The organism is Terasakiella sp., assembly GCF_048267425.1.
Classification (GTDB): Bacteria; Pseudomonadota; Alphaproteobacteria; order Rhodospirillales; family Terasakiellaceae; genus Terasakiella.
In genome coordinates this window covers 259,248-282,087 of sequence record NZ_JBLWXN010000004.1, presented here as the reverse complement: position 1 = coordinate 282,087, position 22,840 = coordinate 259,248, and the positions used below count along the sequence as shown (strand labels likewise).

23 protein-coding genes are annotated in these 22,840 nt (G+C 46.6%); 16 read left to right on the top strand and 7 right to left on the bottom strand.

The window, feature by feature from the left end:
- Window positions 1-106: 106 nt before the first annotated feature.
- Genes pyrH through gloA form a run of 14 tightly spaced genes read left to right on the top strand, consistent with a single transcriptional unit; the run spans window position 107 to window position 12,809 of the window.
- The gene (pyrH, locus tag ACN0VA_RS09200; protein WP_417820853.1) at window positions 107-826 is read left to right on the top strand and encodes a UMP kinase; all 720 of its coding nucleotides are present in this window, start codon (window positions 107-109) and stop codon (window positions 824-826) included.
- A gap of 15 nt (window positions 827-841) precedes the next feature.
- A complete protein-coding gene (frr, locus tag ACN0VA_RS09195; RefSeq protein WP_417820852.1) occupies window positions 842-1,411 on the top strand; it encodes a ribosome recycling factor in 570 nt (189 codons plus the stop codon).
- A 5-nt stretch (window positions 1,412-1,416) separates the two neighbouring features.
- Window positions 1,417-2,151 (top strand): isoprenyl transferase, encoded by a 735-nt coding sequence (locus ACN0VA_RS09190; RefSeq protein WP_417820851.1) that lies wholly within the window; start codon window positions 1,417-1,419, stop codon window positions 2,149-2,151.
- Window positions 2,144-2,956 (top strand): phosphatidate cytidylyltransferase, encoded by an 813-nt coding sequence (locus ACN0VA_RS09185; RefSeq protein ID WP_417820850.1) that lies wholly within the window; start codon window positions 2,144-2,146, stop codon window positions 2,954-2,956. Before ACN0VA_RS09190 ends, ACN0VA_RS09185 begins: the two co-directional genes overlap by 8 nt.
- A complete protein-coding gene (locus ACN0VA_RS09180; protein WP_417820849.1) occupies window positions 2,947-4,110 on the top strand; it encodes a 1-deoxy-D-xylulose-5-phosphate reductoisomerase in 1,164 nt (387 codons plus the stop codon). Before ACN0VA_RS09185 ends, ACN0VA_RS09180 begins: the two co-directional genes overlap by 10 nt.
- Before the next feature lie 45 nt (window positions 4,111-4,155).
- Window positions 4,156-5,286, top strand: a complete 1,131-nt coding sequence (rseP, locus tag ACN0VA_RS09175; RefSeq protein WP_417820848.1) for an RIP metalloprotease RseP — start codon at window positions 4,156-4,158, stop codon at window positions 5,284-5,286.
- Between the two features lie 28 nt (window positions 5,287-5,314).
- Window positions 5,315-7,594, top strand: a complete 2,280-nt coding sequence (bamA, locus tag ACN0VA_RS09170) for an outer membrane protein assembly factor BamA (RefSeq protein WP_417820847.1) — start codon at window positions 5,315-5,317, stop codon at window positions 7,592-7,594.
- Window positions 7,595-7,604: 10 nt separating this feature from the next.
- Complete coding sequence (locus ACN0VA_RS09165; RefSeq protein ID WP_417820846.1) at window positions 7,605-8,159, top strand: OmpH family outer membrane protein; 555 nt, start codon at window positions 7,605-7,607, stop codon at window positions 8,157-8,159.
- A gap of 4 nt (window positions 8,160-8,163) precedes the next feature.
- A complete protein-coding gene (gene lpxD, locus ACN0VA_RS09160) occupies window positions 8,164-9,177 on the top strand; it encodes a UDP-3-O-(3-hydroxymyristoyl)glucosamine N-acyltransferase (protein WP_417820845.1) in 1,014 nt (337 codons plus the stop codon).
- A gap of 14 nt (window positions 9,178-9,191) precedes the next feature.
- Window positions 9,192-9,647: a 3-hydroxyacyl-ACP dehydratase FabZ gene (fabZ, locus tag ACN0VA_RS09155; protein ID WP_188660156.1), complete on the top strand. Its 456-nt coding sequence runs from the start codon at window positions 9,192-9,194 to the stop codon at window positions 9,645-9,647.
- The gene (gene lpxA / locus ACN0VA_RS09150; RefSeq protein ID WP_417820844.1) at window positions 9,647-10,432 is read left to right on the top strand and encodes an acyl-ACP--UDP-N-acetylglucosamine O-acyltransferase; all 786 of its coding nucleotides are present in this window, start codon (window positions 9,647-9,649) and stop codon (window positions 10,430-10,432) included. The genes fabZ and lpxA overlap by 1 nt, the downstream gene beginning before the upstream one ends.
- 2 nt (window positions 10,433-10,434) lie before the next feature.
- Window positions 10,435-11,250 carry an LpxI family protein gene (locus ACN0VA_RS09145; protein WP_417820843.1) on the top strand — a complete coding sequence of 272 codons (816 nt, stop codon included), beginning with the start codon at window positions 10,435-10,437 and terminating at the stop codon, window positions 11,248-11,250.
- The gene (lpxB, locus tag ACN0VA_RS09140) at window positions 11,247-12,407 is read left to right on the top strand and encodes a lipid-A-disaccharide synthase (RefSeq protein WP_417820842.1); all 1,161 of its coding nucleotides are present in this window, start codon (window positions 11,247-11,249) and stop codon (window positions 12,405-12,407) included. Before ACN0VA_RS09145 ends, lpxB begins: the two co-directional genes overlap by 4 nt.
- A gap of 3 nt (window positions 12,408-12,410) precedes the next feature.
- Window positions 12,411-12,809 (top strand): lactoylglutathione lyase, encoded by a 399-nt coding sequence (gloA, locus tag ACN0VA_RS09135; protein ID WP_188660168.1) that lies wholly within the window; start codon window positions 12,411-12,413, stop codon window positions 12,807-12,809.
- 38 nt (window positions 12,810-12,847) lie between these two features.
- On the opposite strand, the gene ACN0VA_RS09130 is transcribed toward gloA, so the two are convergent.
- Window positions 12,848-13,597, bottom strand: a complete 750-nt coding sequence (locus tag ACN0VA_RS09130) for a TerC family protein (RefSeq protein WP_417820841.1) — start codon at window positions 13,595-13,597, stop codon at window positions 12,848-12,850.
- Window positions 13,598-13,638: 41 nt separating this feature from the next.
- Complete coding sequence (locus ACN0VA_RS09125; protein ID WP_417820840.1) at window positions 13,639-14,538, bottom strand: LysR family transcriptional regulator ArgP; 900 nt, start codon at window positions 14,536-14,538, stop codon at window positions 13,639-13,641.
- 102 nt (window positions 14,539-14,640) lie between these two features.
- On the opposite strand from ACN0VA_RS09125, the gene ACN0VA_RS09120 reads away from it, so the two are divergent.
- A complete protein-coding gene (locus ACN0VA_RS09120) occupies window positions 14,641-15,240 on the top strand; it encodes a LysE/ArgO family amino acid transporter (RefSeq protein WP_417820839.1) in 600 nt (199 codons plus the stop codon).
- A 61-nt stretch (window positions 15,241-15,301) separates the two neighbouring features.
- Here ACN0VA_RS09120 and gltA read toward each other — a convergent pair whose 3' ends face one another.
- Both gltA and gltX read right to left on the bottom strand, forming a co-directional pair.
- Entirely contained in the window at window positions 15,302-16,600 is a 1,299-nt protein-coding gene (gene gltA, locus ACN0VA_RS09115; RefSeq protein ID WP_188660177.1) for a citrate synthase, read from the bottom strand.
- Window positions 16,601-16,709: 109 nt separating this feature from the next.
- A complete protein-coding gene (gltX, locus tag ACN0VA_RS09110; protein WP_417820838.1) occupies window positions 16,710-18,122 on the bottom strand; it encodes a glutamate--tRNA ligase in 1,413 nt (470 codons plus the stop codon).
- A gap of 52 nt (window positions 18,123-18,174) precedes the next feature.
- Here gltX and ACN0VA_RS09105 point away from each other — a divergent pair, with 52 nt between their 5' ends.
- Entirely contained in the window at window positions 18,175-20,289 is a 2,115-nt protein-coding gene (locus ACN0VA_RS09105) for a ComEC/Rec2 family competence protein (protein ID WP_417820837.1), read from the top strand.
- A 12-nt stretch (window positions 20,290-20,301) separates the two neighbouring features.
- Here the strand turns inward: ACN0VA_RS09105 and lexA are convergent, their stop codons facing one another.
- The 3 genes from lexA to moaC form a co-directional block, all read right to left on the bottom strand.
- Complete coding sequence (gene lexA / locus ACN0VA_RS09100; RefSeq protein WP_417820836.1) at window positions 20,302-21,027, bottom strand: transcriptional repressor LexA; 726 nt, start codon at window positions 21,025-21,027, stop codon at window positions 20,302-20,304.
- A 104-nt stretch (window positions 21,028-21,131) separates the two neighbouring features.
- A complete protein-coding gene (glp, locus tag ACN0VA_RS09095) occupies window positions 21,132-22,352 on the bottom strand; it encodes a gephyrin-like molybdotransferase Glp (RefSeq protein WP_417820835.1) in 1,221 nt (406 codons plus the stop codon).
- On the bottom strand, window positions 22,349-22,828 hold the full coding sequence (gene moaC / locus ACN0VA_RS09090) for a cyclic pyranopterin monophosphate synthase MoaC (protein WP_417820834.1): 480 nt from the start codon (window positions 22,826-22,828) through the stop codon (window positions 22,349-22,351). The genes glp and moaC overlap by 4 nt, the downstream gene beginning before the upstream one ends.
- Between the last annotated feature and the right edge of the window lie 12 nt (window positions 22,829-22,840).

Here is a 22,840-nt window from a genome sequence, read left to right as displayed (position 1 = left end):
CGTCCTTGTTTTTTTTAATGACAAAGACAAACAGGCGTTGATTATTGAAGCTGAGCAGGGTATGTCTAGCTCTCCATTCAAATATGGTTCATATGGACGAATAATAATGTCGGATACCCCCGTTTTTAAACGTGTTCTCTTGAAGCTTTCCGGTGAAGGCCTCATGGGGAAAAAACAATTCGGTCTAGATACCGAATATGTTGATCAAATTGCCAGCGAAGTTGTCAAAGTCCACAAGCTCGGCACTCAAATTTGTCTCGTTATCGGAGGCGGCAATATCTTTCGTGGCATTTCAGATGCAGCTGCGGGTATTGATCGTACCAGTGCAGACCATATGGGGATGCTGGCAACCGTGATGAATGCCTTGGCCATGCAAAGCGCGCTGGAACGCCAAGGTGTGCAAACACGCGTTCAATCCGCTATTCCAATGCAAAGCGTTTGCGAACCTTACATCCGCCGCCGCGCCATTCGCCATATGGAAAAAGGCCGCATCGTTATTTTTGCCGCCGGTACAGGCAATCCGTTCTTTACAACCGATACAGCAGCCGCCTTGCGCGCTGTCGAAATGAACTGCGATGCCATCCTAAAAGGAACACAAGTTGACGGCGTTTATAGTGCTGATCCGAAAAAAGATCCCAATGCCCAACGCTATGACCAATTAAACTACAAAGAAGTTTTGACAAAAGATCTGAAGGTTATGGACGCAGCCGCCATTACGCTCGCGCGTGAAAACAACCTGCCGATCGTTGTATTTTCCATGCATAAACCCGGATCCTTTGCGAATGTTGTCAATGCGCAAGGGCTCTTTACGGTTATCAAAGATTAACAGAGGGGAAGACACGTGTCTGACGTTGATTTCAAAGCCATTAAAAAAGATCTTCACGCCAAAATGGACAAGGCAATCGAAGTACTTCACAACGAATTCGCCGGTCTGCGCACAGGGCGGGCATCGACAAGCTTGCTTGATCCAATCATGGTTGATGTCTACGGCGCCAAAATGCCGATCAATCAGGTTGGGACTGTCAGTGTGCCGGAAGCCCGTATGCTTTCCATACAGGTTTGGGATAAAACCAATGTTAAAATGGTTGAAAAGGCCATTCGCGATGCAGGCCTCGGCCTCAACCCGCAAGCAGACGGCACATTAGTTCGCATTCCGATCCCGCCGCTCAACGAAGAACGTCGTAAAGAGTTGGTCAAGGTGGCTGGTAAATATGCCGAAGATACCCGTATTGCCATTCGTAACATTCGCCGCAACGGCAATGACGAACTGAAAAAATTGGAAAAAGACAACGCCATTACTGAAGATCAACACCGTGATTTCGGAAAAGAAATTCAGGATGAAACTGATGCCGCCATTAAGAAAGTTGATGAAACTTTGGCGCATAAAGAAGAAGAGATCATGCAAGTATAAATCGCATGAGCCAAGTTTCTCTAAACCTCCAAACAGATATAACCCCAGTACACGTTGCCATTATTATGGATGGCAACGGACGCTGGGCCAAGAAGCGTATGCTGCCACGGACCGCCGGTCATAAAAAGGGGGCCGACGCGGTGCGTCGTGTTATTGAATCCTCTGTTGAATTAGGCGTCACTCACTTAACACTCTTTGGGTTTTCCTCAGAAAACTGGCAACGTCCAAAGGAAGAAGTCGACGCCCTCATGGGATTGTTGCGCTATTATCTGAAAAATGAAGTCAAACGCCTACATAAAGAAGGGGTTCGTATTCGTTTTATTGGGGAACGTGACACCCTTTCAGATGATATTGTGCATTCGATTGAAGAAGCGGAAAATCTGACGCAAAATAACAAACAGCTCGTTTTAACAATTGCCTTAAGTTATGGGGCTCGCGCTGAAATCGTGCATGTAACGAAATGTATTGCCCAAAAAATCAAGGATGGCACGCTCGACATTGATCAAATCGACGAAGATCAATTGGCAAATGAGCTCTATGCCCCTGATTTACCGGAACCCGATTTGCTTATTCGCACAAGTGGTGAGCAACGTGTCAGCAATTTTTTACTCTGGCAACTTGCATATACGGAATTCTTTTTTACCGATGTTCTCTGGCCTGATTTCAATAAAACGCATTTGAAAGAAGCCTTGGGTGAATTGTCAAAACGTGACAGACGATACGGAATGATCAGTGGCTAAATCGCTCCCCAAAAACTTGCTTCAACGTGTTATTTCGGCGATTGCCCTTGCTCTTCCGGCGCTGGCTTCAATCCAACTCGGCGAGCCCTTTTTCAATATTTTCATCGCCATTTTAGGTGTTTTAATGGCTTGGGAATGGTCTCGCCTCTGTCAAGGTAAACTACGGAGCGGCGGGATCTTACTGCTCCTGTTTGTCGGGCTAATCCCCTTTTTGCCAATCAGTGGCTTGGCGTTGCAAGAAGCCATTTTAATTGCTCCGGTCATCTGTGCCTTACTCTTTGCTTTGGCGCAACGCGAAAACGGACGCGTTTTATTTTCTGTGGGCGTACTTTATTTGGCACTCCCTATCTGTGCCTTTATTTTCCTACGAAATAATCTGGAAAACGGTGTTGAATTTGTCTACTGGCTGGTTCTTGTCGTTGTGGCAACAGACACAGGTGGCTATGGTTTTGGTCTGACAATCGGCGGCCCCAAAATGGCCCCCCGCATTAGCCCTAAAAAAACATGGGCAGGTCTTCTTGGCGGGATGTTATGCGCTTGTATCATGGGCATTGTCATGTCCCATATATTTGACTGGAATCAGCCGTTTTTGGTCGGGGCGTTCAGTGCACTCCTTGCCATTATTGCACAAATTGGCGACTTGTTTGAATCACATGTAAAAAGAACATTTAACGTCAAAGATTCCAGCAATATCATCCCCGGACATGGCGGTGTCCTGGACCGGATGGATGGCATGCTGACTGCCGGTGCAGCCTTTGCAGCCATCGTCTTGATGAGTAACGGACATATTTTATCATGGTTTTAAAAAAATCCGTTTCCATTCTTGGTTCCACGGGGTCAATCGGTACAAGCACCATTGACTTAATCCGTCGCAACCCAAATAAATTCAGAACTGTCGCCTTAACCGGAAACAGCAATATCCAATTATTGGCGGAACAGGCGCGAGAACTTAATCCCGAATTTGTCGCAGTTGCAAATGAAGCAAACTATCAGGCTCTCAAAGACGCACTGGCCGGCACGGATATAGAAGTCGGGGCAGGGGAAAACGCAATCATCGAAGCCGCTCTTCGCGATGCCGAATGGGTCATGGCGTCAATCGTTGGTTCGGCCGGATTGGCCCCCACCTTAAAAGCAATTGAACGCGGGGCCACTATTGGTCTGGCGAACAAAGAAAGCCTTGTTTGCGCTGGTGAACTGATGATGCAAGCCGTTGCAACCCACAAGGCCACCTTACTCCCGGTTGATTCAGAACATAACGCCATTTTTCAAGTTTTAGACCGTGAAAATGCCAAAGCCGTCGACAAAATCATCCTAACCGCATCAGGCGGCCCCTTTCGCATATTCAGCATCGAAGAGATGTGTAAAGTAAGCCCAAAAGAAGCGGTCGCCCACCCGAACTGGTCAATGGGTGCAAAAATTTCTGTTGATTCAGCCAGTATGATGAACAAGGGGTTAGAGCTTATTGAAGCTTACCATCTTTTTCCTGTAAGCGAATCTCAAATAGACATTCTGGTTCACCCTCAATCTGTCGTACATTCTATGGTTTCCTATATTGATGGATCGGTTCTTGCACAAATGGGGACACCAGATATGCGGACACCAATTGCTTATGCTTTGGCTTGGCCGGAACGAATGATCGCACCATCCGCAAAATTGAATTTAGCAGAAATTGCACAATTGAATTTTGAAGAACCAGATCCTGTGCGTTTCCCGGCATTGCGTCTTGCACGTGAGGCCTTAAAATTTGGGAAATCTGCACCGGCGGTCCTCAATGCCGCAAACGAAGAGTCTGTCGGCGCCTTCCTCAAAGAAAAAATTGGTTTCTGTGATATCACCGCTGTTGTCGAAGATGTTTTATCGCGCTTTGAGCACCAAGAAATCGCACATATTGACGATATCCTAGCGACAGATAAAAAAGCACGCATTTGTGCGCTGCAAGCCATTGAAAAAAGAAGCTGATAGGCCTATTTTAACGCATACTTTTAAATTATTGGTTTTTCCCATATGTATGATCTCCTTTTTGCCAATCCGATTGTCTCCTTTATTTTCGCGCTTAGTGTGCTTGTTTTCTTCCACGAACTCGGTCACTACTGGGTCGCACGACGCAATGGTGTAAAAGTCGAAGTCTTTTCAATCGGCTTTGGACCAGAACTTTTTGGCTGGAACGATAAAGCTGAAACACGCTGGAAAGTCTGCGCAATGCCCTTTGGTGGATATGTCAAAATGTTCGGGGACAGCGATGCAGCCAGCAGCGGCGTGAATGAAGACGAAACCCGTCCTTTCACAGACGAAGAAAAAGCCGTTTCCTTCCACTATAAATCCCTTGGCGCACGTGCTGCAATCGTTGCAGCTGGCCCGATTGCAAACTTTATTTTAGCAGCCGTCTTATTTGCCTTGCTTTATATGGCCGTCGGTGTCCCGGAAAAATTCCATGCCGGCATTGGTGAAGTTGTCAGTGGCAGTGCAGCCGAAGAAGCTGGCCTCCAAAAGGGCGATTTAGTCGTCAGCTTGGCTGGAAAGCAATTAGATAGCTTTGATGAGTTACGCACCATTATTATGGAAAACCCGTCAACACAGCTGGGTGCCATCGTCTTGCGGGATGGGAAAGAATTATCACTGACAATCACACCCAAAGCAAAAGAAAGCGGCGACAAAACTATTGGGTTGCTGGGTGTTCGCCCAGATCCGGATCAGGCCGAATATATCCGTTACAACCCGGTTACAGCCGTCTGGATGGGGGTGGAACGAACCTATAACATGTCAGCCCAAATTCTTTCGCATCTTGGCACTTTAATCAGTGGCGGGGGCAGCATGAAAGACCTTGGCGGCCCTTTGCGAATTGCCCAAGTTTCCGGTGATGCAGCAAAATCCGGCTTTGATAATTTAATTTATTTGATGGCGGTACTTTCTGTTAACCTTGGCCTGATAAACTTGTTCCCAATTCCAATGCTTGATGGTGGTCACCTGGTATTTTACGCTTTTGAAGCCATTCGCGGTAAGCCTTTAAGTGAAAAGGCACAAGAATATGGTTTTCGTTTGGGGCTAACTCTGGTATTGGGTTTAATGGTCTTTGCGACTTGGAACGACCTTGTACAGTTGAAAGTATTCGATTTTATCAAACAGCTCTTCACCTGAGCAAAAAACTCAATAACGGGGGACAAAGGTGAAATATCGTCAACGCATGGCATCAATCGGTGCAGGACTGGCATTTGGTGTAACGGCAGCACTTGTAAGTGCACCAGCTCTCGCAGCAGGTCTGATCGAAGAAATCACGATCGTCGGTACACAACGTGTCGAACCGGAAACGGTTAAAACCTATCTGACTTTTCAGGAAGGAGATACGTTTAATTCTCGCCAGTTAAACCGTTCGTTAAAAAAGCTGTTTAATACAGGTCTATTTGCCGATGTTACCTTCAAGCGCGAAGGTGGAAACCTTGTCATCAATTTGATTGAGAACCCCGTCATTAACCGGATTGCCTTTGAAGGCAACCGTAAAATCAAAAATGACACCTTAGAGACAGAAGTCACTTTGCGTCCCCGCATTGTCTATACACGGACGCGTGTTCAACAGGATGTTGAGCGTATTCTCACCCTTTATCGTCGCAGTGGTCGCTTTGCGGCGACAGTTGAACCGAAAGTCATCCAACTTGACCAAAACCGGGTTGATCTTGTCTTTGAGATTAAAGAAGGCTTGCCCACAGGGATTGAAAAAATCCGCTTCGTCGGTAACCATGAATATAGTGATGGCAAACTTGGCGAAGTCGTGCGGACAAAAGAAACGCGTTGGTATAACTTCTTAACCGCTGACGATAATTATGACCCGGACCGCCTGAATTACGACAAAGAACTTTTGCGGCGTTTTTATCTTGCGCGTGGCTTTGCCGATTTTAAGGTTACGTCTGCCGTCGCTGAACTTAGCCCGTCACGGGAAGAATTCTTCATCACATATACTATTGATGAAGGTATTCGCTATGAAATTGATCAGGTAAACATCAATAACTCTCTTGAAGGTTTTGATGAAAAAACTGTTGCCGACATCCCCACTTTGGAAAACGGTGATTGGTATAATGCCGATGAAGTCGATAGCTCCATTGAAGATTTAATTGATTCTATCGGTTTTCAAGGTTTCCCTTTCGTTCGTGTAACTCCTTCCATTGACAGGGATGTCGAGAACAGAAAAATCAACCTCACCTTTAATGTTGAGGAAGGCCCGCGCATATTCGTTGAACGAATTGATATTAAAGGTAATTTCCGCACTCTGGATGAGGTTATTCGCCGTGAATTCCAACTCGTCGAAGGTGATGCGCTCAATACCGCAAAATTAAAACGCTCGGAAAAACGCATTAACGACTTAAACTTTTTTGAGAAAGTTGCAGTCTCTCGTTCGCCCGGCAGTGCGCCAGACCAGACTGTTATTGACGTAACCGTCGCTGAAAAATCCACAGGCTCCTTATCAATCGGCGCCGGGTATTCAAGTTCTGATGGTCCACTTGCCGATTTTGGAATTTCCGAAGGTAATTTATTGGGTAAAGGGCAACGTCTCTCCTTTAACGCAAGTGTTGCCGCAGAAAAAACACGTTTTAACATCGGCTTTACAGAACCTTATTTTCTGGACCGTGAGGTTGCTGCCGGATTTGACCTTTACAAGGTTACGGAAGAACGCCAAGACGAAAGTTCTTATGACTCTTCAAGTGTTGGTTTTGCACTTCGTGCGGGATACCCAATCGGCGAGTATTTAACCCAAAGCTGGAGCTATGGACTGGACCAAACGAGTGTTGAAAACGTTCCAACTTCAGCCTCTAGACTTATCAAAAGCCAAGAAGGTGATGAAATTACCTCTTCGATTTCTCACGCTCTGACCTATGACGTTCGTGATAGTAAAATTCTCCCTACGGAAGGATATAAGATTTCCCTTTCCAATAAATTCGCAGGTCTTGGAGGGACAACTTATTATCTCAAAAATCAGATGAATGGGGCATACTATTACCCTATTGGCGACCAATGGGTCATAAGTTCAAAAGCAACCTTGGCTCATATTTTGGGATTAGGGGATGACGTTAATATGCAAGACCGTTTCTTCCTTGGCGGTCAGAACTTGCGTGGCTTTGAAGATAATGGTGTTGGCCCGAGAGATACAGTTTCAACAGACTCTTTAGGTGGCGAATATATGTTCAACGGTACGACAGAAATGCGTTTCCCTTTAGGCTTGCCCAGCGAATATCAAATCGCAGGCACACTCTTTAGTGACTATGGTATATTGACAGAACTAACTCCTAAAGATGCCAACACAATTGATAAAAATGCCTTGCGTGCCTCAGTTGGTGTCGGAATATCCTGGGTCTCTCCGATGGGGCCAATTGGTCTGGATTGGGCATTCCCAGTCCTTAAAGAAGACCACGATAAAACCGAATCTTTCCGTTTCTCTTTTGGAACCCGTTTCTAGGATCTGATATATGACTTTTCTACGGCAATTACCTGTTCTTACTCTTCTCTGTGTTCTTATTTCAGGTGTTTTCTCTGGTGCGCAAGCGCAACAGCAAGTTCCTTTAAATATCGCCATTGTAAATATTGATAAAATCCTGGGAACAGCCGCTGCCCCCAAGGGTATCCTCGCACAGATTAAACAAATCCGCGATACTTACCGTCAGGAAGTTCAAAAAGAAGAAGAAGCTCTTCGTCAGGCAAATCAAGAACTTGCCCAAAAGCAAAGCCTGTTAAGCCCGGAAGCCTTTAAAGAAGAACGCCGCAAGTTCGAACAAAATGTACTGGCTGTACAAAAAAAGGTTCAACAAAAAAACCTGAGTCTGCAGAACGCAAAACAAGAGGCACAAAATCAGGTGCAATCTGCCCTGCGTGATGTTGTTCTCGAGATTTCCAAAGAAAAAGGATACACATTGGTCTTGCGCCGCAATCAAACTGTGATCGTTGCAGATCCGCTTGATATTACAGATCAGGTTATTGCAGCGCTTGACAAAAAGTTGCCTAAAGTCACTGTGTCGCCGAAGTAATCCAATGGCTGACGACCGATTTTTTAAAAAACAGGGTCCTTTCACGGCGCAACATCTTGCCGAAATTGCATCTGCTGAATTACGCGGCGATGCGAATTTGCTCATTAATGATGTTGCCGCTTTGGATCAGGCTGATTCAGGTCAACTTTCTTTTTTAGACAATAGAAAGTATTTGGAAACATTTTGCAGCAGCCAAGCTGGTCTTTGCCTTGTTCATCCAGACCTTGCCGACAAAGCCCCTGTGGGGATGGCACTCCTGATAACACCAGAGCCCTATATGGGGTATGCAAAAATTGCATCGACCTTTTACCCGGCTCCTCATGTTGAAGGATATATCTCTGAACAGGCAAGTGTTGCCGCAAATGCAGAAATTGGGGACAGTGTTCGCATTGATGCTGGGGCTTATATTGGCGAAAACGTAAAAATTGCGGCAAATAGCTGGATTAAAGCAAACGCATCTATCCATGACGGTGTTGAGATTGGCAGCGATTGTATTATTTCATCCAATGTCACCATTAGTCATTCGATTATTGGCAACGCGGTCACAATTCACCCCGGCTGTCAAATCGGGCAGGATGGGTTCGGCTTTGCCAGCGGACCGCAAGGCCATGTCCGCATTCCCCAACTGGGGCGTGTCATCATTAAGGACCACGTAAATATTGGGGCCAACTGCACAATAGACCGTGGTGCCGGGCCGGACACCGTTATTGGTGCCGGGACCCAAATTGATAATCTGGTACAAATCGGTCACAATGTCCAACTTGGTATGGGATGCGTTATCGTGTCGCAAGCCGGTGTATCCGGCAGTACAAAGATCGGGAATTTTGTTGTCATTGCAGGCAAAGCCGGGATCGGTGGTCACTTGACAATCGGCGATGGCGTTACCGTTGCCGCCTGTGCCGGCGTTATGAGAAATATTGAAGCCGGGCAAACCGTTGGTGGTTTCCCTGCAATTCCGCAAAAAGAATGGTTACGTCAACAGGCAATGATTGCCCGATTGACAAAAGGTAAAAAATAAAGAGGGCACCACTTATGTCTGAGCAAGAAGTTACATCTGTCGATATCATGCGTATCATGGAAATGATCCCGCACCGTTATCCTTTTCTTCTGGTTGATCGGGTTGAAGATATCGTTTCGGGCGAAAGCGCAACCGGTATCAAAAATGTCACCATTAATGAACCCTTTTTCCCCGGCCATTTCCCATCAAAGCCCGTTATGCCCGGTGTTTTGATCGTTGAAGCAATGGCCCAGACCGCTGCGGTGCTTGTCGTTCATACAGAAGGCAAAGACATTGAAGGTAAACTGGTTTACTTTATGTCAATTGACGGCTGTCGTTTCCGTAAACCCGTTGGCCCGGGTGATACATTGAATATTAAAGTGCAAAAAGAACGTCAGCGCGGCAATATCTGGAAATTTAAAGGCGAAGCCTATAGCGCAGGAAACCTGATGGCCGAAGCAACCATCACAGCAATGATCGTGAACGAATAATGGCTGAAATCCACCCAAGCGCCGTTGTCGCCCCAGAGGCAAAACTCGCCGATGGTGTCAAAATTGGTCCCTTCTGTATTGTGGGGCCGGACGTACAACTTGGTCAAAATGTTGAATTGCTTTCCCATGTGGTTATCGAAGGTCGAACAACCATTGGCAAAAACAACAAAATTTTTCCATTCGCCTCGATCGGACATTGCCCACAAGACCTGAAATACAATGGCGAACCATCCCGTTTGGAAATTGGTGATAACAATACCATTCGGGAACATGTAACAATCAATCCGGGGACCGAAGGTGGCGGAATGCTGACTAAAATCGGCAGCAACTGCCTGATTATGGTTGGGGCACATGTCGGCCATGACTGCCAGATCGGTGATCATGTTATTTTGGTCAATAATGCCACTTTGGCCGGACATGTGATTATTGAAAACTGGGCCATTATCGGGGGGCTGTCAGCGGTTCACCAATTCTGCCGGATCGGCCAACATGCCATGATCGGTGGTATGTCAGGCGTTGAAAATGATGTCATTCCTTATGGTTCAGTCACGGGCAATCGGGCACGATTGGGTGGGCTGAATATTGTCGGTTTAAAACGCCGCAATTTTGATCGCGAAGTCATCCATTCCATGCGCACCGCTTATCGTTTGCTGTTTGCACAAGAAGGAACGATGGCAGAACGCGTTGAAGATGTTTATGGCATGTACAAAGACATCGAACCCGTTATGGAAATCGTGAAATTTATCCGTCAGGATTCTTCGAGGGGCGTTTGTACGCCGAAATAATCATGGCGGAAAAGCTTGGATTACTAGCCGGTCGCGGCGACCTTCCCAAACGCATTATTCAACAATGCCTTAAAGAAGGTCGCCCTTTTCATATTGTGGCTTTTAACGGACAAACTGAACCCGAACTCGTTGAAAGCTATCCCCATACGTGGGTGCGCCTTGGCGCGGCTGGTAAAACACTATCTGTTTTAAAAGAAATGGGTGCCAAAGATATCGTTATGGCAGGACGTATCAAACGTCCTTCCATTGCCGCCTTGCGTCCCGATGCATGGACCTTGAAATTTCTTGCGAAAACCGGGGCAGGGGCATTTGGTGATGATGGCCTGCTCAGTAAACTAATTGATGCCTTAGAGATCGAAGGTTTCCGCGTTGTTGGTGCACATGAACTGTTAGATGACCTATTGGCGCCTGTCGGTGTCCTTGGACAGGCTGAACCCGATGACCAGGCCAAACGTGATATTCAAAAAGGGTTTTCCATCGCACACAGCCTTGGTGATTTGGATATCGGCCAAGCTGTTGTTTTGCAAGATGGTCTTGTTTTGGCGGTTGAAGCCATCGAAGGAACAGATGCCATGCTTTCGCGTTGTGCGGAACTTAAGCGTGAAGGCCTTGGTGGTGTATTAATAAAAGCCAAAAAGCCCAATCAGGAAAACCGCGCCGATTTACCTACGATCGGAGTTAGAACCATAGAAAACGCCCATCGCGCCGGATTGCGTGGCATCGCCGTAGAAGCCAACGCAACCATCATTGTCGATTTGCAAGGCGTCACAGCCAAAGCGGACGAGCTGGGACTCTTTCTTATAGGTGTCGAAAAATGACAGCGCCGCTAATCTATCTCATTGCGGGTGAACCGTCCGGTGATTTGCTGGGGGCACGTCTCATGCGCGCCCTTAAAGATAAAACCGGCGGAAATGTGAGGTTTTGCGGTGTTGGTGGCCCACATATGTGTGCCGAAGGCATGGAAAGCCTGTTTGATATGGCTGAATTGAGCGTCATGGGATTAACTGAAATTCTCCCGCATATTCCCAAGCTTTTAAATCGTATCAAGCAAACTGTTCTTGATGTTGAAACGCAAAAACCAGACTGCCTTATTACAATTGATGCACCGGGTTTTACCTTCCGCGTTGCCAAACAATTGAAAGGCAAGGGGATACCGCTTGTTCATTACGTTGCCCCAACCGTATGGGCCTGGAAACCGGGACGCGCCCAAAAAATCGCACAGTTTCTGGATCATTTAATGGTCTTGCTGCCGTTCGAACCACCTTATTTTGAAAAAGAAGGGCTCGCCACAACATTCGTCGGTCACAGTGTAATTGAAAGTAGCTTGGAAAGTATCGATGGGAATGCCTTTAAAGAACGTCACGGCATCCCGCAAGACGTCCCTCTCCTGTGTCTTTTGCCCGGTAGTCGCATGAGTGAGACCAGTCAGCTTTTGCCTGTGTATAAAATTGCCTTGAAGCAATTGAAAGAAAAGTTTCCGACCTTGCGTATCGTATTACCCACAGTCTCGAGCGTTGCACGTTATGTGAAAGAAACCACGGCTGACTGGGGCATCCCCATCCTGATTGTCGAAGGAAATGACGAGAAGTTTGGCGCTTTCAAAGCAGCAGATGTCGCATTGGCCGCATCGGGAACAGTCAGTCTGGAACTGGCCCTTGCAAAAACGCCCAGCGTGATTACATATCGTCTGAAAAAAATCACGCATTTTATTGCCAAACGACTTATTAAGGTAAAATACGCGAGTATCGTAAACCTGTTGCATAATAAGTATGTCATGCCGGAATTATTGCAAGACGAGTGCACACCGGATAACATCGTGCGCGAAGTCAGTCACATTCTGTCCAATCACGACAACAGCAAGACACAGTCAAATGAATTGGACAGCGCAATGAAGATGTTAGGACTAGGGAATAAGCAAAAACCCAGTGAACGGGCAGCTGAGTGCGTTCTGAACATTATCAATAAGGAAAGATAATCAATGTCCGATTTCCGTTTTCTTCATACGATGATTCGTGTTTTTGACTTGGACAAGTCCATTCAGTTTTATACCGATATCCTCGGCATGACGCTTTTACGAAAAAATGACTACCCCGATGGGCAATTTACACTTGCCTTTGTCGGGTACGGTGACGAAAAAGACCACACAGTTATTGAACTGACCCATAACTGGGACCAAAATGAACCTTACGATCTCGGCAATGCCTTTGGGCATATGGCTTTGGGTGTTCCTGATATTTATAAAACGTGTGAAGATTTACGTAAAATCGGGGCAAAAATTGTTCGTGAACCCGGCCCAATGAAACACGGAACAACCGTCATTGCCTTCATTGAAGACCCAGACGGGTATAAAATAGAACTGATTGAAACAAAACAATAAACGGATAAAGCCCTTTCAACATACGAGAGTTTTTTTCATCAGCTTGTTTGTTGTTTTTTGCGTTCTTTTGATTTGCGGGATAAGATGTTCAACCCTTCCACAAGAGCTGCAAATGCCATGGCTGTATATATATAACCTTTTGGCATATGCACCCCAAACCCTTCTGCAATAAGCGTTGTCCCTATCAATAATAAGAAACCGAGCGCAAGCATAACAATTGTCGGGTTTGATTCTATAAATCTAGAAATGGGGTTCGCCGCAAATAACATAACAGCAACAGCAAAAATAACCGCTACAAACATAATAGGCACATGTTGTGTCATACCCACTGCCGTAATGATACTATCGATAGAAAAAACAAAATCTAAAAGGATGATTTGACCAACAGCTAGGGCAAAATTTTTCTCCATAACCTTAGCGTTTATATTTTCCTCATCATCTTCAGGAGAAATTTTGTGATGAATTTCTTTTGTCGCTTTCCAAACCAGAAAAAAACCGCCGCAAATTAAAATAAGATCGCGCCAGGAAATTCCCTTACCAAATATATTTATTATCGGGTCGGTTAAAGTAACGATAACACTAATCAGGCTTAAAAGTGCAAGGCGTATAACCAACGCAAGACCAATGCCGATTTTTCGTGCCTTATCCCGTTGATCTTCTGGCAACTTATTGGAAATAACAGCTATAAATATAAGGTTATCTATTCCCAACACTATTTCCAAAATAATAAGTGTTGCTAAGGCTGTCCAAGCAATAGGGTCGCTGATAAGAGTTATTAAGTATTCCATGATCAGTATACAAGCTTTCTAATTTTGAAATATTATAATTATTACTCTTTAATTTTTGCCAATTCCATCATGGCAATCGCTTGTGTAACATTCACCACCGCTTTTAACATCTGGCTATCAATATTGTGATAATGCAGATACAAAGGGCGCATTTCCAGTTTGTCACAAATTTTAATCAATTCGCCACTTTCCAGATAAGGTTTTACCTGATTTTCGGGCACCAAAGCATAAGCCATACCCGTACGGGTTACATTAACAAATCCTTCCGATGACGGAACGACATGCGTTGGAAATTCCCCGGCTGCAATACGGTAGTTCTTTTTCAGAAATCGTTGATGCAAATCATCATCACGCCCAAAAATCACCGCAGGGGCTTTTCGAAGGGCACTTGGCGTTACCCCATCCGGGAAATAACGCTGGATAAAATCCAGTCGGGCAACAGGAACATATCGCATCGCGCCCAACGCCTTGACCTTACAGCCTTGAATACGTTTATCCTGCGTACTGACCGATGCCATGACCGTCCCTTGTTTTAAGAGGTCCAATGTATTTGTCTCATCGGCAACAGACAGATCTACAAGTAGATTATAATCCAAGAATAAAACTTCGGCGACCCGGACAAACCATGTTGCAAGACTATCGGCGTTAACCGCTAAAGAAACCCCTCTGAAATGGGTGTTTTCCAGACTGTCAGGCAGGTCTGTCAGAATTTCCTGTTCCAATAAGTTGACATGCTGAAAATGGCGATACAAGCGTAAACCTGCATCCGTTGCCTTAATCGGTTTAGAACGCACGACAAGCGGTTGCGCAATCCGTTCCTCCAACAGCTTTATGCGTTGAGAGACAGCCGATTGCGTCATCCCCAATTCCTGAGCGGCCTTTTCAAAAGAGCCCAAACGAATGACCGCAGAGACGGCCTCAACCAATTTATAATCCAGCATTTAATAAGCTCATCTTATCGACATTAAGCACTATTCACTTCTATTTATAGGACCAATTGGTTAAAAATCTATCTACAAATTAAGTAAACCAAAGGGTTAAGTATGATTTCAGCTTTTGTTTCCGGGGTGGCGATCGGTGCGGGGTTAATTATTGCAATCGGGGCACAAAATGCCTTTGTGCTGGGCCAAGGCTTACGCCGCCAATATCATATTATGGTCGCGGCTATCTGCGCAATCTGCGATATTCTTTTGATTTCCGCCGGTGTTGCCGGCTTAGGTGCCTTAATATCGGCAAGCCCCGTCTGGACAGATATCATGGCGTGGGGTGGGGCACTTTTTCTGGGGTGGTACGGCTTCCAAAGTTTCAAAAGCCTTTTCCGTGACCACAAGCTTAAACAAGACAAGTCACACGGGAAATCACGCCGCGAGATCTTCTTCTATACCATCGCCGTCACCCTGCTTAATCCGCATGTCTATTTGGACACTGTCGTGCTCTTGGGCGGAATTTCAGCACAATACGACACACAAGATCGCCTCTATTTCGGTTTTGGAGCTGCCTGTGCAAGCATTCTCTGGTTTTCCCTGATCTCCCTTGGGGCGGCATGGGCATCGCCTCATCTGCAACGCCCGATCACATGGAAAGTCATCGACGCGGTCACGGGAGTTATGATGTGGAGTGTCGGTTTGTCGTTAATCCTGTAAAACAAAAAACCGCCCGAATGTTCGAGCGGCTTTTTTTCAGAACAGAAAGCTTGTTCGTATTTTAGCGTTGGTGCAACGGTACGAAATCGCGGTCCACTTCACCTGTGTAAAGCTGACGCGGACGACCGATACGCTGAGACGGATCTTCGATCATTTCGTTCCACTGTGCAATCCAGCCGGTTGTACGGGCCAGTGCAAACAAGACAGTGAACATAGATGTCGGAATACCCATCGCTTTCAAGATGATGCCGGAATAGAAATCAACGTTCGGGTAGAGTTTCTTCTCGATGAAGTAATCGTCTTCCAAAGCAATCTTTTCAAGCTGCATGGCAATCTCCAACAGCGGCTCATCCTTGATGCCCAACTCGCCGAGAACTTCATGGCAGGTTTTCGCCATGATTTTCGCGCGCGGGTCAAAGTTTTTGTAAACGCGGTGACCAAAGCCCATCAGACGGAACGGATCGTTCTTATCTTTCGCTTTCGCAACGAATTCACCAACACGATCCGGCGTACCGATTTCTGTCAACATATTGAGAACAGCTTCGTTCGCACCACCGTGTGCCGGCCCCCACAGGGACGCGATACCCGCAGCGATACAAGCAAACGGATTTGCACCGGAAGATCCCGCCAAGCGAACAGTTGATGTAGACGCATTTTGTTCGTGATCAGCATGCAAGATCAAGATACGGTCCATCGCTTTTGCCAGTACCGGATTCACTTTGTAATCTTCGCACGGTACAGCAAACATCATATGCAGGAAGTCTTCTGCATAACGCATATCATTGCGCGGGTACATGAAGGGTTGACCTACAGAATATTTGTAAGCCCATGCCGCAATTGTCGGCATTTTGGCAATCAAACGATAAGAGGCAACCATACGCTGGTGCGGATCGTTGATATCCAGTGAGTCGTGATAAAAGGCCGACAACGCGCCAACAACACCGACCATAATCGCCATCGGGTGGGCATCGCGACGGAAACCGTCATAGAATTTGTGCAGTTGCTCATGCACCATTGTGTGCATGGTGATGTCGGTTTCAAATTTGGCTTTTTCGTCGATGTTGGGCAATTCGCCTTTCAACAGCAAATAAGCAACTTCCATGAAGTCACAGTTTTCAGCCAGGTCTTCGATAGAGTAACCACGGTGTTGCAAAATACCTTTGTCACCGTCGATGAAAGAGATTTTAGACTCACAGGAACCTGTGGAGGTAAAACCCGGGTCATATGTGAAATGGTCGGTATCTGCGTAGAACTTGCGAACGTCAACAACGCTCGGCCCAACGGACGCATCCATAACCGGCAATTCGTAACTTTTCCCAGACTGATTATCTGTAAGAGTAAAGGACTTCTTAGAACTCATTAGAGACATCCCCTTATAAATGTTGCTCGGACCTAATTGTCCAAGACAAGGTGAACTGACTTAACATAATATTGGTGCAGACTTTACTGCTTGTTAGTCAAAAAAACAATTATTCTCCTTGATTGGCAGGCTCACACGTTAATCGCTTCACGGTTTCATCACGGCCTAAAACGGCCATAACTTCGAAAACGGAAGGCGAAACGGTGGATCCCGTCAAGGCAACGCGGATTGGCTGGGCAATTTTGCCAAGACCGACTTCTTGACTTTCTGCCAAGGCTTTAGCCGCATTTTCAAGGTTTTCCTGCGTCCATTCAGACACAGTTTCAAGGCCCGCAACAAACTGCTCTAGCAGCTCTTTTGCGTTGCCTTTATTGATAAGTTTCAAAGCTTTGTCATCATATGTGAACGGCAGGCTGCGCAGATAAAACGCGCTGCTGTCTGCCAGTTCCAACAAAGTTTTGGCACGTTCTTTTAAGCCGGGCATACCGGCCTGAAGCCAAGCGGCCCCGTCTTTATTAAACTCATCCCCCAGATTGTTTTCAATCAAGGGCAAGACAAGTTCTGTCAAACGGGCATCATCGGCCTGACGCATATATTCAAAATTCAACGCGGTCAGCTTGACGGTGTCAAAACGGGCAGGGGATTTCCCGATGCCGTCCAGATCGAACCATTCAATCGCTTTTTCACGCGGTATAAATTCATCATCGCCATGCCCCCAGCCCAGACGCAGCAGATAATTGCACATGGCTTCGGGCAGGAAACCATCATCGCGGTAACTGGATGCGGCCAAAGCCCCATGACGCTTGGACAGTTTTTTTCCATCAGAACCGTGGATCAGTGGAATATGCGCAAAAGTCGGTGTTTCCCAGCCCATTGCATCATAAATTACTTTTTGTCGGAAGGTATTGGTTAAATGGTCGTCACCACGAATAGCATGGGTAACCCCCATATCGTGATCATCGACAACCACAGCCAACATATAAGTCGGTGTACCATCACCACGTAACAGGATCATATCATCGATCTTGTCATTTGCGACTTTCACTTCACCCTGTACGGCATCAACAACGGTTGTTTCACCTTCCAGCGGGGCTTTCAGACGAACAACCGGTTTAATACCTTCCGGCGGGGTCGCATCAGAATCACGCCAACGACGATCATAAGCCACCGTGCGGCCTTCTGCGCGGGCTTTTTCGCGCATCTCGGTCAATTCATCCGGTGTGCAATAACAATAGTACGCTTTGCCTTCCGCAAGAAGTTGCTGCGCAACCTCTGCATGACGATCCCGGCGTTCAAATTGAGAAACGACATCGCCATCCCAATCAAGACCAAGCCAGTTCAAGCCGTCAAAAATTTTATCCACGGCATCGTCCGTTGAACGTTCACGGTCAGTATCTTCGATACGCAGAAGGAATTTTCCGTTATGATGACGGGCGAATAGCCAGTTGAAAAGAGCCGTACGCGCCCCACCAATGTGGAGGTAGCCGGTCGGAGAAGGAGCAAATCGTGTTACGACAGTCATGTAGCCAAAATCTTTGTTGTTTCTTTAGTTGGCGGTTGTGTACCATATAAAAATGAGATGTGCATTAGTTGCTTTTGAAAAAATACTGTCAAAAATCCGACACAAACATCAAAAGCTTTATTTTTCAAAGCCTTTTAAGCTCTTTTTAACTCAAGAAAAAGATCATTTTTTCTTGTGGATTCCGGTTCTACTTGCCGTTGGAATTGCTTTTTATTTTGGTATCACCACAGAACTCCCTACTTGGATAGGGTTAACTTGCCTATTTATAAGTGGTCTGACCACGTATTATTTACGTGATTATTACATTGTATTCTTAAGTACTTTGTCACTGACTATAATATTCGTCGGTTTTTCATCAGCACAATTGAGAACACTCTCCGTTGATACCAAAGTACTGCCATACAGTGTTGGCGCCACACAAATTCAAGGACGAATCGCTAAAATCATCCCCGAAGAAAAGGGAATAAAACTGGTCCTTGATAACTTGCAAATCAGTCGTTTACGTGCCGATCATATTCCCAGTCGCGTGCGATTACATGTAAACAGCCCCACTTCCAACTTAAAAACAGGCCAATGGATCAAGACTCGCGCGGTCTTGAAGCCACTTCCACAGCCTGTCAGCCCGCACGCCTTTGATTTTCAGCGATACGCCTATTTTAAAGGCATCGGTGCCATCGGTTTTATCTACGGCGATCTTGAAATTTTAAAAAATACAGAAGTTGGACAGTATGATTTTTTTGCAGAACTGAGGCAATCTGTACAAAATCGCTTAACAGATTTTTTCCATAAACCTAAAGACAAGGATATCTTAAGTCTCGCTACCACTTTCCTGACCGGAAGCAAGGGATTGATCAACGAAGAGACAATGGAAAATGTTCGCAAAGCCGGACTGGCCCATCTTCTTGCCATTTCAGGCCTACACATTGGGCTGGTCTGCGCCTTGTTTTTCTTTTGTATCCGTTTTTTATTGAGCCTTATTCCGTCTTTGGCCTTGCGACACCCCACTAAAAAATGGGCAGCTGTCTTTGCCATTGCGGCAACCTTGTTCTTTACCCTTTTAACCGGGGCAAGTGTGCCCACCATACGCGCCTTTATTATGAGCACCATTGTGTTGGTGGGCGTTTTACTGGATCGAAAAGCCATTTCCCTGCGTAGCGTCGCTTGGGCGGCCATTTTCATTTTGATTTTGTTCCCAGAAAGCCTGATGGGTGCAAGTTTCCAACTTTCATTTGCTGCCGTAACCGCCTTAATTGCTTTTTACGAACATCGCAAACCCAGCCCCAGTCGCCCGAAAATAATCAGCTATATTGGTGATATTTTTTCGTCCAGCCTGATCGCCACTTGCGCAACAACACCTTTTGCCGCCTACCATTTCAATCGTGTGGCGCTATGGGGGATTGGGGCAAATCTGTTGGCGATACCGCTAACCGTATTTTTGATCATGCCGTTTGGATTGGCGGCACTCATCCTGATGCCTTTCCATCTGGAGGCTTTCCCCCTCTGGATCATGGGGAACGGTATTTCTGCTTTGTTGTGGGTTGCCAATGAAACAGCTGGGTTACCTTTTGCGCAAATCAACATATCTGCACTCAATGACCTTTCCCTGATTTTGCTGACGCTTGCGGGTTTATGCCTTTGTTTATTAAAATCGAAAATCCGTTTTCCTGCATGTGCTATTGCAAGCTCAATCGCGTTTATCGTCACTTATAACAACAAACAACCCGATATCTTAATCAGCGGGGATGGTCGGGTTTCTGCCATTCAAACAGAAAGCGGGGAAGTCGTTGTCTCGCAATTACGACGCGCTGCTTATACGCGCGAAAACTGGTTGCGGCGTTGGGGGAAGGATGAAAATCAGCTCAATTCATTCGAACAACAACTGGCCTGTGACCGTCAAGGCTGCCTGTTTCGAGATCGAAATGGCTATCAAATTATTTTTAACCGTCAATCTATGGCCTTGGGTGAAGATTGCCAACGCGCTGATATCTTAATTACGCCACAACATAGCCCTGCGGTTTGTACAGAACCCCAATTGATTATTGATCAGCACAGCCTGAAACAACACGGTGCGCATGCCATCTATATTGGCACAACGGGTAAGATTGAACTTGAAACCACCCGCAATGTCAGAGGGCAACGCCCTTGGACCATTTATGGAACCGATTAACCGAACAGAGGCCTAATATTTGCGGATCAAACCAACAAGACGTCCCTGTATTTTCACACGGTCCGGCGGCAAAATGCGGGTTTCATAGGCCGGGTTCGCCGGTTCCAGCGCAATTGAGCCCCCTTTGCGGCGCAATTTCTTCAAAGTCGCTTCTTCCTGATCGACCAGCGCAACGATAATCGCGCCATTTTCCGCGGTATTACAGCGTTGAATGATCACCGTATCTCCATCATTAATACCCGCTTCAATCATGGAATCGCCTTCGACTTCCAACGCATAGTGGTTCCCCAGTCCCAACAGACTGGCGGGAACATCCACATGATTGCTATCATCTTGCAAGGCGGCAATCGGTGTACCGGCAGCGATTTTACCAACAAGGGCAAGCTGCACAGCTTCGGAGTCCGGTAAAATATCCGTATTTGCACGTTTATTACCGTCAAGGCCACCCACTTGATTGCGCGCTTCCTGTAAATCATGGACTTTGGAGCTATCAGAACGCAAAGGTCCCTCAAGCTGATCCTGATTTTCAGGGACACGTAAAACCTCAACCGCGCGGGCACGGTGAGGAAGACGGCGGATAAAGCCCCGTTCTTCCAATCCGGTAATCAAACGGTGAATGCCTGATTTGGACTTCAGGTCCAATGCTTCTTTCATTTCATCATAAGAGGGGGAAACACCTGTATCCTTAAGGCGTTTTTCAAGGAACAAAAGCAGGTCGTATTGTTTTTTCGTCAACATAGTTGTTCACCCTCCCGAAGTGGAACAAAAGTAAAACACATCATATGTTCTACTTTAGTTCCTAAAACAGGTCAAGAACAAAACAGGTTCTTACAGAACAGGCATCAAACAGAAAGCAAGGTGTCCCGAACGTAAATCACGTTTGTCTCATCACCTTTATCCAAGGCTGGGGCGTTAACCGGGCGAAGAATGAAACCTTCGCAATGGGCAAGGTTCGCCAGCATCGCACTGTCTTGCTTATCGTAAGGTGTTGCGACCAGTTGCCCGTTTTCGTTATGAGAAAAGACCGCGCGCATAAATTCTTGCCGCGCCCCATTGGCTTTCACAGCGCCACCCAAAACGGCCCGAATAGGTTTATCCTGTTCAAACGGCAAGCCTTGCATTTTCTTTAAAGCGGCACGCAGGAAAATGAAGGCCGTCACATAAGCCGATACCGGGTTACCCGGCAGTCCCATCGCGGGTTTATCTTTTATACGGCCAAACATAAACGGCTTACCGGGCTTAATAGCAATCCGGTAAACATCAATATCCAGACCTTCTTCACCCAAGACATTGCGAACCAGATCATATTCACCAACCGAGACACCGCCGGACGTCACCAACAAATCCGCTCCATCCACACCTGCCAGCATAGATCGCAGGGAACTTTCGCTATCCCCCGCAATTCCCAGATTGATGGCTTCACCGCCCATCGCGGTTACCATTGCCCCAATCATCAGGGAATTTGATGAAATAATTTGACTATCGCGCAACGCTTCACCGGGCATAACCAGTTCATCACCCGTCGCCAAAATCGCCACACGCGGTTTGCGATAGACATGAACCCAAGGCACATTCATCGCACACAGCAAACCGATATCACGCGCCGATAAAATTTGGCCTTTCTTGATCAGGATATCACCTTTGGAAAAATCCAGCCCGGCACGGCGCACGAACTTACCTTCAAACGCGACTTCCTTAAAGGTAATCAGATCGCCATCGACCTCGGTATCTTCCTGCATGATGACCGCATCCGTACCCGCCGGTAAGGGCGCACCTGTGAAGATACGGACACATTGCCCAGCTTGTACCGTACCCATAAACGGCCCACCGGCTTGTGATTCTCCAATACGTTTAAGGCTTACAGGATGTACAGGGATATCAGATGAAACCACCGCATAGCCATCCATTGCAGAAACCGGTGCAGGGGGCTGGGTTAAGCGTGCAGCCACATCTTCGGCCACCACACGGCCCAAGGCATCGGCAACAGAAACCATTTCAGCAGGCAGGGTGCGAATACCTTCTTCAACTTTGGCAAAGGCATCGTTTAAGGGGATTAAACTCATTGTGCGACGAACTTTCCTGATTTGCCGCCTTCCTTATAGGTAAGACGCACATCCGTGATCGTCATTCCCTTATCAACGGCCTTACACATGTCATAAACGGTGAGACAGGCAACGGAGACCGCTGTTAAAGCTTCCATTTCGACCCCGGTACGACCCTTGAGCTTGCAGGTTGCCTCTACATCCACGGCATTACGTTCGGGCACGCAGATCAGTTCCACTTTTACAGACGTCAACGCCAGCGGGTGACATAACGGGATTAAGTCAGGCGTTTTTTTCGCCCCCATAATGCCTGCTAATTGCGCAACACTAAGGACATCACCTTTCTTCATGGTGCCATCCATAATGCGTGCCAGCGTTTCAGGCTGCATAATAACACTGCCTTTTGCGGTTGCACTGCGTTCGGTAATGTCTTTTTCCGAGACATCGACCATCACGGCGTTCCCGTCCTGATCGAAATGCGTGAACTGATCGCCCATATGTTCCTCTTA